Genomic DNA, 6,480 nt, shown 5'->3' with positions numbered 1-6,480 from the left:
GGATAGCCTCTCACGCCAACAAATGCGCCAGCAGCGCGCGCAGTTGCGCCGGTTTCAGCGGTTTGCGCATCAGCTCTATGCCGGCGGCCCGCGCCGCCTTGGCGACGAGCTCGGAGCCGTCGGCGGTGACGATCAGCGCCGGCACGGGGCGGCCGAGATAGTCGCGCACGTCGGCGATCGTCGCGGTGCCGAGGTCGCCGCCGTCGAGATGCTGGTCGGCGATGACGATGTCGGGCACCCAGGCGGTGTCGCCGAGCAGGTCGAGCGCATCGTCGGTCGAGGTGGCGGCGCGCACCTGGCATTGCCAGCGCTCGAGCAGCGAGGTCATGGCGGAGAGCACGTCCATGTCGTTCTCGACCAAAAGCACCCTGGTGCCGAACAGGCCGTAGCCGCGCGGGCGCTCCATGTCGGCGATGGCGGCCACCGGTTCGGCTGCCATGCCGACCGGCACGTCGATATGGAAGATGGTGCCGCGTCCGACCTTCGAGGAAAAGGTCACGGGGTGGCCGAGCGCGGCGGCCATGCGGCGCACGATGGCGAGGCCGAGGCCAAGCCCGCCGGCGAGCCCGGCATCGGCAAGCGTCGCGGTGCCGCGGTGGAATTCCTCGAACACCGCCTCGCGCTGGTCCTCGGCAATGCCGCAGCCGGTATCGGCGACGTCGATGCGGATGGTATCGCCGCGATGCCTGGTGCCGACCAGCACGCCGCCGGAGCGGGTGTAGCGCAGGGCGTTGGAGAGGATGTTCTGCAGGATGCGCCTGAGCAGCGTGCGGTCGGTGCGCACGACGACATTGACCGGGCGGAATTTCAGCGACAGGCCCTTCTTTTCCGCCTCGGGCAAAAAGTCCGAGCGCAGCGAGGAAAACAGCGTCTCCAGGCTGATGTCGACGATTTCCGGCTGCACCACACCGGCGTCGAGCTTGGAGATATCGAGCAGGGTGCGCAAGAGGTCTTCCATCGTCTCCAGCGAGCGCTCGACCTGGCGCACCAGCTTGCGGCCTTCCTCGCTGGTCTGGACCTCGGCCAGCGCCGAGACCGACAGATGCGCGGCGTTGAGCGGCTGCAGCACGTCGTGGCTGGCGGCGGCGAGGAACCTGGTCTTGGAAAGGTTCGCCAGCTCGGCCGTTTCCTTGGCGGCGACGAGGTCGATGTTCGACTGCTCGAGCCTGCGCAGCGTGGCGTGCAGTTCCTCGGTGCGGTTGCGCACCCGGTTTTCCAGCGAGATGGCGGTCTGGAACAGCGAAAAGGCGTTGCCCTGCTGGTCCATCGAACGCTCGACGCGGCTGAGAAGGGCCGCGTTGATCTTCTTCAGCCTTTCGAGGTCGTTTATGTCGCGTAGCGGCATCTCTCACTCGGCCGCCTGGCGCTCGCCGAAGGCGATGCCGGTAAAGGTCTGGTTGAGGTGCATGGAGCGATACTGCTCGCCATAGGTGCCGAAGCCGATGACCTTCTTGGTCCGGTAGAGTTCCGAAATTTCACGATAGACCTGGCGGTTGCGCGCATCGAGCCGGCGCAGCACGCAGTCGAAGCCCAGGATCATGTCGATGCCGCCGACCTTTCGTTCGGCGTCCTCCAACGCGGCGCGTGTCGCCTCCACCATGTTCTTCGGCTGGGCTATGGACAGGACGACACCGTCGTCGATGGCGCAGAAGAACGACAGCGAGCCGTCGACATGCATACGCTGGATGGAACGGCAGTAATATTCGCCGGCCACCTTCACCACGACGGGATGGGAAGCGAAGCTTAGCGGCGTCAGCGCCTGAGCCACGGTGCCGACGGAGGCCGCGTATTCCTCCGCCGCGTTGGTGGCGTTGAATTCGCGTACGATGCGATGGTCGGGGTCGGATGCCGTCACCACCAGCTTCTCGTCGGTCGGAATGAAATTATCGGTCTTGAAGACGTGGAAAGGGATCTCGGTCGCGACCAGCACGATGATGGCGCTGTCGGACGTGACCTTGCCGTTGGAGATCAGGCTGGTCGTCTCGAATTTCAGGTCGTCGCCCGCCGAGCCGCCGATCAGCGGGATGTCATCCAACCCCCAATGGATGGCCGAGGTCACCGCTTCCTCGGCATAGGAAAGCCCGTCGATGAAGCAGAGGGCAAAGACGCTCTTCGCCCGCTCCCGGCCGGCGCGGGATTGCAGCAGGCGCCGCAGTTCCACGACCTCGCCGGTGATTCCATCCATGCCGGAGGAGGAGAGGTTTTCGACCGTGGTGCTGACGATCGAAAACGACGCCGACGGCAAAAGCAGGGCAAGGGCATGCCCTTCCTCCAGCCCCTGCGGCGTGATTTCGCCGGCGGTCGAGCAGCCGGCATAGGCGAGCGACGGCGCGTGGACCTTCAGCGCCTGCGCGAGCGCAGCCGCGTCGACCAGGCTCTGGGAGAAGAACAGAAGCGCGAAGCCGGCATCGACGATCGCCGCTTCCGCCGCGATGGCCCGGGCAAAGGAATCCGGGTCGGGCTCATCCGTGGTGAGCGCCGAAAGGCCCGATGCATAGCGTGTGCTCGAACTGGCCAGCTGCCTCCTCCGCAATTTCCTCCAACGCTGTTTTGTGCGTGTCTTTTCTTATGCCTGTCAGGCACGCTTCGCGTCGAAGGCATCTTTGCCTTCAATCCCGGTTTTGGCAATGGGGCGGGTTGCTGCGCTGCACATAGCTTTTGCCATGATCGAAAGTACAATGGAACCGGCGCTGGCAGGCCTGTTTTGCCCGTTGTACGGTGCGTGAATAACGTATTGCCGAAGCACGAGCGCGGCGTCGGCAGGCGAGGACCAAGGTTAATACCCAGGGAGGGGCTGTATGTCGGACGTGTCGTTGACTGTGAACGGGAAACGGGTCAGCGGGAGCGCCGAAGACCGAACGTTGCTGGTGCATTTCCTGCGAGAGCACCTGGGCCTCACCGGAACGCATGTCGGCTGCGATACATCGCAATGCGGCGCCTGCGTCGTGCATGTCGACGGCAAGGCGGTGAAATCCTGCACGATGCTCGCCGCGCAGGCGTCCGGCTCGACCATCGTCACCATCGAGGGACTGGCGGACGGCGCGGAGCTGCATCCGGTGCAGGCCGCGTTCAAGGAACATCACGGACTGCAATGCGGCTTCTGCACGCCCGGTATGATCATGACGGCGACCGACATGATCGCGCGCCATCCGGAGGGCCTGGACGAGGCGACGGTGCGCGCCGAGCTCGAAGGCAATATCTGCCGCTGCACGGGCTACCACAACATCGTGAAGGCGATCCTCGCCGCATCGGAGACGATGGCGAAGGGCGCCAAGGGCAAGGCGAAACAGGCCGCTTAGAGTGAATGGTGAATAGTGAATGGTGAATAGAGCCGTTGGCTGGCTCGTTCGACCATTCACCATTTTACAATTCACCATTTACCGAATTCCGGAGGAGGAATTTCCCATGGGTATCGAAGGCGTCGGCGCCCGCGTGGCGCGCAAGGAAGACAAGAGGTTCATCACCGGCGGCGGCCGCTATGTCGACGACATGGTGGTGCCCGGCATGAAGCATGCCGTGTTCGTGCGCAGCCCGCACGCGCATGCGCAGATCAAGAAGATCGATGTGAAGAGGGCGCAAGCGATGCCGGGCGTCATTGGCGTCCTTACGGGCAAGGAGCTCAAGGCCGATGGCATCGGCAATCTGATCTGCGGCTGGATGATCCACTCCAAGGACGGAACGCCGATGAAAATGGGCGCTTGGTCGCCCCTGGCCGTCGACAAGGTGCGCTATGTCGGTGACGCGGTCGTCGTCGTCGTCGCCGATACCAAGGGCCAGGCGCGCGACGCAGCAGAGGCGGTCGAGATCACCTACAAGGAACTGAAGGCGGTGGTCGATGCCACGAAGGCCATCCAGCCCGGCGCGCCGCAGATCCATGCCGAGGCCGAGAATAACCTGATCTTCGACTGGGAGCTCGGGGACGGCAAGGCGACCGACGCGGCGATCAAGTCGGCGGCCCATGTCACGCGCATGAAGATCGTCAACAATCGGCTGGTGCCGAATGCGATGGAGCCGCGCGCGGCGCTTGGGCACTACGACAAGGCCGAGGACCACTATACCTGCTGGACGACGTCGCAGAACCCGCATGTCGCGCGGCTGGTGATGAGCGCCTTCTACAATGTCGCTCCGGAAAACAAGCTGCGCGTGATCGCGCCGGATGTCGGTGGCGGCTTCGGCTCCAAGATCTACATCTATCCGGAAGAGATCGTCTGCCTGTGGGCATCGAAGAAGACCGGGGTTCCGGTCAAATGGGTCGCCGACCGCACCGAAAGCTTCCTTTCGGACGCGCATGGCCGCGACCATGTGTCGACGGTGGAGATGGCCTTCGACAAGGACAACCGCATCACCGGCCTCAAGGTCGACACCATCGCCAATCTCGGCGCCTACATGTCGCTGTTCTCGTCCTGCGTGCCGACCTATCTCTACGCGACGCTCTTGTCGGGCCAGTACAACATCCCGGCGATCCACGCCAATGTGCGCGCCGTCTACACCAACACCGCGCCCGTCGATGCCTATCGCGGGGCAGGGCGGCCGGAGGCCACCTACGTGCTCGAGCGCATGATGGAAACCGCGGCGCGCGAGCTTGGCGTGTCGCCGGCGGAACTCAGACGCCGGAACTTCATCACGTCCTTCCCCCATCAGACGCCGGTGATCATGGCTTATGACGCGGGCGATTATAACGCATCGCTCGAAGCGGCGATGAAGGCCGCCGACTATGCCGGCTTCACCAAGCGCCGCGCCGACGCCGCCAAGCAAGGCAAGCTGCGCGGCATCGGCATGAGCTGCTACATCGAGGCCTGCGGCCTGGCTCCGTCATCGGCGGTCGGCTCGCTCGGCGCCGGCGTCGGCCTCTGGGAATCGGCGGAGGTGCGCGTCAATGCCGTGGGCACCATCGAGGTGCTCACCGGCTCGCACAGCCATGGCCAGGGCCATGAGACGACCTTCGCGCAGCTTGTCACCCAGCGCTTCGGCGTGCCGATCGACTCGGTCTCGATCGTGCATGGCGACACCGACAAGGTGCAGATGGGCATGGGCACTTACGGCTCGCGTTCCGGCGCCGTCGGCATGTCGGCTATCGTCAAGGCGCTCGACAAGGTCGAGGCCAAGGCCAAGAAGATCGCCGCGCACCTTTTGGAAGCGGACGAGGGCGACATCGTCATCGAGAATGGCGAGGTCAAGGTCGCGGGCACCGACAAGAGCCTGCCCTGGTTCCAGGTGGCGCTTGCCTCCTACACCGCGCACAATCTGCCGGCGGGCATGGAGCCCGGGCTGAAGGAGACGGCCTTCTACGATCCGTCCAACTTCACCTTCCCGGCCGGTTGCTACATCTGCGAGGTCGAGATCGATCCGGAGACCGGCCTGACGGAGATCATCCAGTTCGTCGCGGCCGACGATTTCGGCAACATCATCAATCCGATGATCGTCGAAGGGCAGGTGCATGGCGGCATCGCCCAAGGCGTCGGCCAGGCGTTGCTGGAAGGCGCGCATTACGACGCCAGCGGCCAGCTTCTGACGGCGAGCTACATGGATTACACCATGCCGCGCGCGGGCGACCTGCCGTCCTTCAAGGTCTCGACCTCGAACACGCCATGCCCGGGCAATCCGCTCGGCGTCAAAGGCTGCGGCGAGGCCGGCGCCATCGGTTCGCCGCCGGCGGTCATCAACGCCATCACCGACGCGCTCGGCGTCGTCGACATCGCCATGCCGGCGTCGCCCGCGACGGTGTGGGCGACCATCCACGCCAAGAAGCACTGAGGAGGAACGAGTATGTATTCGGTCAATTACCATCGCGCTTCCTCCGTCGCCGACGCCGCCAAGCTGCTGAAGAACGGCGACGCCAAGCTGCTCTCCGGCGGCATGACGCTGATCCCCGCCATGAAGACGCGGCTTGCGTCACCTTCGGACCTCGTCGATGTCTCGCGGCTGAAGGACCTGCAGGGCGTCAAGGTGTCCGGCAAGACGGTCACCATCGGCGCCGCGACAACGCATTACGATGTCTCCACCGACGAGAAGCTGAGGAAGGCCTGCCCGGCGCTTGCGCATATGGCTTCCTTGATCGGCGACCCGGCCGTGCGTCACAGGGGCACGATCGGCGGCTCGATCGCCAACAACGATCCGGCGGCCGACTATCCGGCTGCGCTGCTGGCGCTGGGCGCGACGATCATCACCAACAAGCGCGAGATCGCGGCGGACAAATTCTTCAAGGGCTTGTTCGAGACGGCGCTGAAGGAAGGTGAGATCATCACCGCGGTGAGCTTCACCGCGCCGGCCAAGGCGGCCTACCAGAAGTTCCGCAATCCGGCTTCGCGTTACGCCATCGTCGGCGTGTTCGTGACCAAGGGCAAGGACGGAGTGAGGGCGGCGGTGACCGGCGCCGGCGAGGACGGCGTTTTCCGCTCCAAGGAAATCGAGGCGGCGCTGGCGAAGAATTTCGACGCCGCGGCGCTCGGCGGCCTCAAAGTGCCGGCAAAGGGGCTGATG

The 6,480-nt window shown here is 64.7% G+C and carries 5 protein-coding genes; 3 read left to right on the top strand and 2 right to left on the bottom strand.

The annotated features are described in order from the left end of the window. Positions 1 to 10 precede the first annotated feature (10 nt). Positions 11 to 1,345, bottom strand: coding sequence for a hybrid sensor histidine kinase/response regulator (locus EOD07_RS17630; RefSeq protein WP_127236375.1), 1,335 nt, complete (start codon positions 1,343 to 1,345; stop codon positions 11 to 13). A gap of 3 nt (positions 1,346 to 1,348) precedes the next feature. Beyond that, positions 1,349 to 2,533: an FIST N-terminal domain-containing protein gene (locus tag EOD07_RS17625; protein WP_127236374.1), complete on the bottom strand. Its 1,185-nt coding sequence runs from the start codon at positions 2,531 to 2,533 to the stop codon at positions 1,349 to 1,351. Positions 2,534 to 2,798: 265 nt separating this feature from the next. Between EOD07_RS17625 and EOD07_RS17620 the strand changes: the two genes are divergently transcribed. The 3 genes from EOD07_RS17620 to EOD07_RS17610 all read left to right on the top strand — a co-directional run. Continuing rightward, positions 2,799 to 3,299 (top strand): (2Fe-2S)-binding protein, encoded by a 501-nt coding sequence (locus EOD07_RS17620; protein ID WP_041011799.1) that lies wholly within the window; start codon positions 2,799 to 2,801, stop codon positions 3,297 to 3,299. 106 nt (positions 3,300 to 3,405) lie between these two features. Next, entirely contained in the window at positions 3,406 to 5,754 is a 2,349-nt protein-coding gene (locus EOD07_RS17615; RefSeq protein WP_127236373.1) for a xanthine dehydrogenase family protein molybdopterin-binding subunit, read from the top strand. 12 nt (positions 5,755 to 5,766) lie between these two features. After that, positions 5,767 to 6,480 (top strand): xanthine dehydrogenase family protein subunit M (locus EOD07_RS17610; protein WP_164772314.1); only part of this gene is annotated, 714 nt, incomplete at its 3' end.

The organism is Mesorhizobium sp. M2C.T.Ca.TU.002.02.1.1, assembly GCF_003997225.1.
Note: the sequence above shows the minus strand (reverse complement) of the source record. Positions and strands in the feature narration are given on the sequence as shown.

Excerpts from the sequence above, each read along its gene's own strand:
- EOD07_RS17630 (WP_127236375.1), bottom strand. The coding sequence starts at position 1,345 with ATGCCGCTACGCGACATAAACGACCTCGAAAGGCTGAAGAAGATCAAC.
- EOD07_RS17615 (WP_127236373.1), top strand. The coding sequence starts at position 3,406 with ATGGGTATCGAAGGCGTCGGCGCCCGCGTGGCGCGCAAGGAAGACAAG.
- EOD07_RS17620 (WP_041011799.1), top strand. The coding sequence starts at position 2,799 with ATGTCGGACGTGTCGTTGACTGTGAACGGGAAACGGGTCAGCGGGAGC.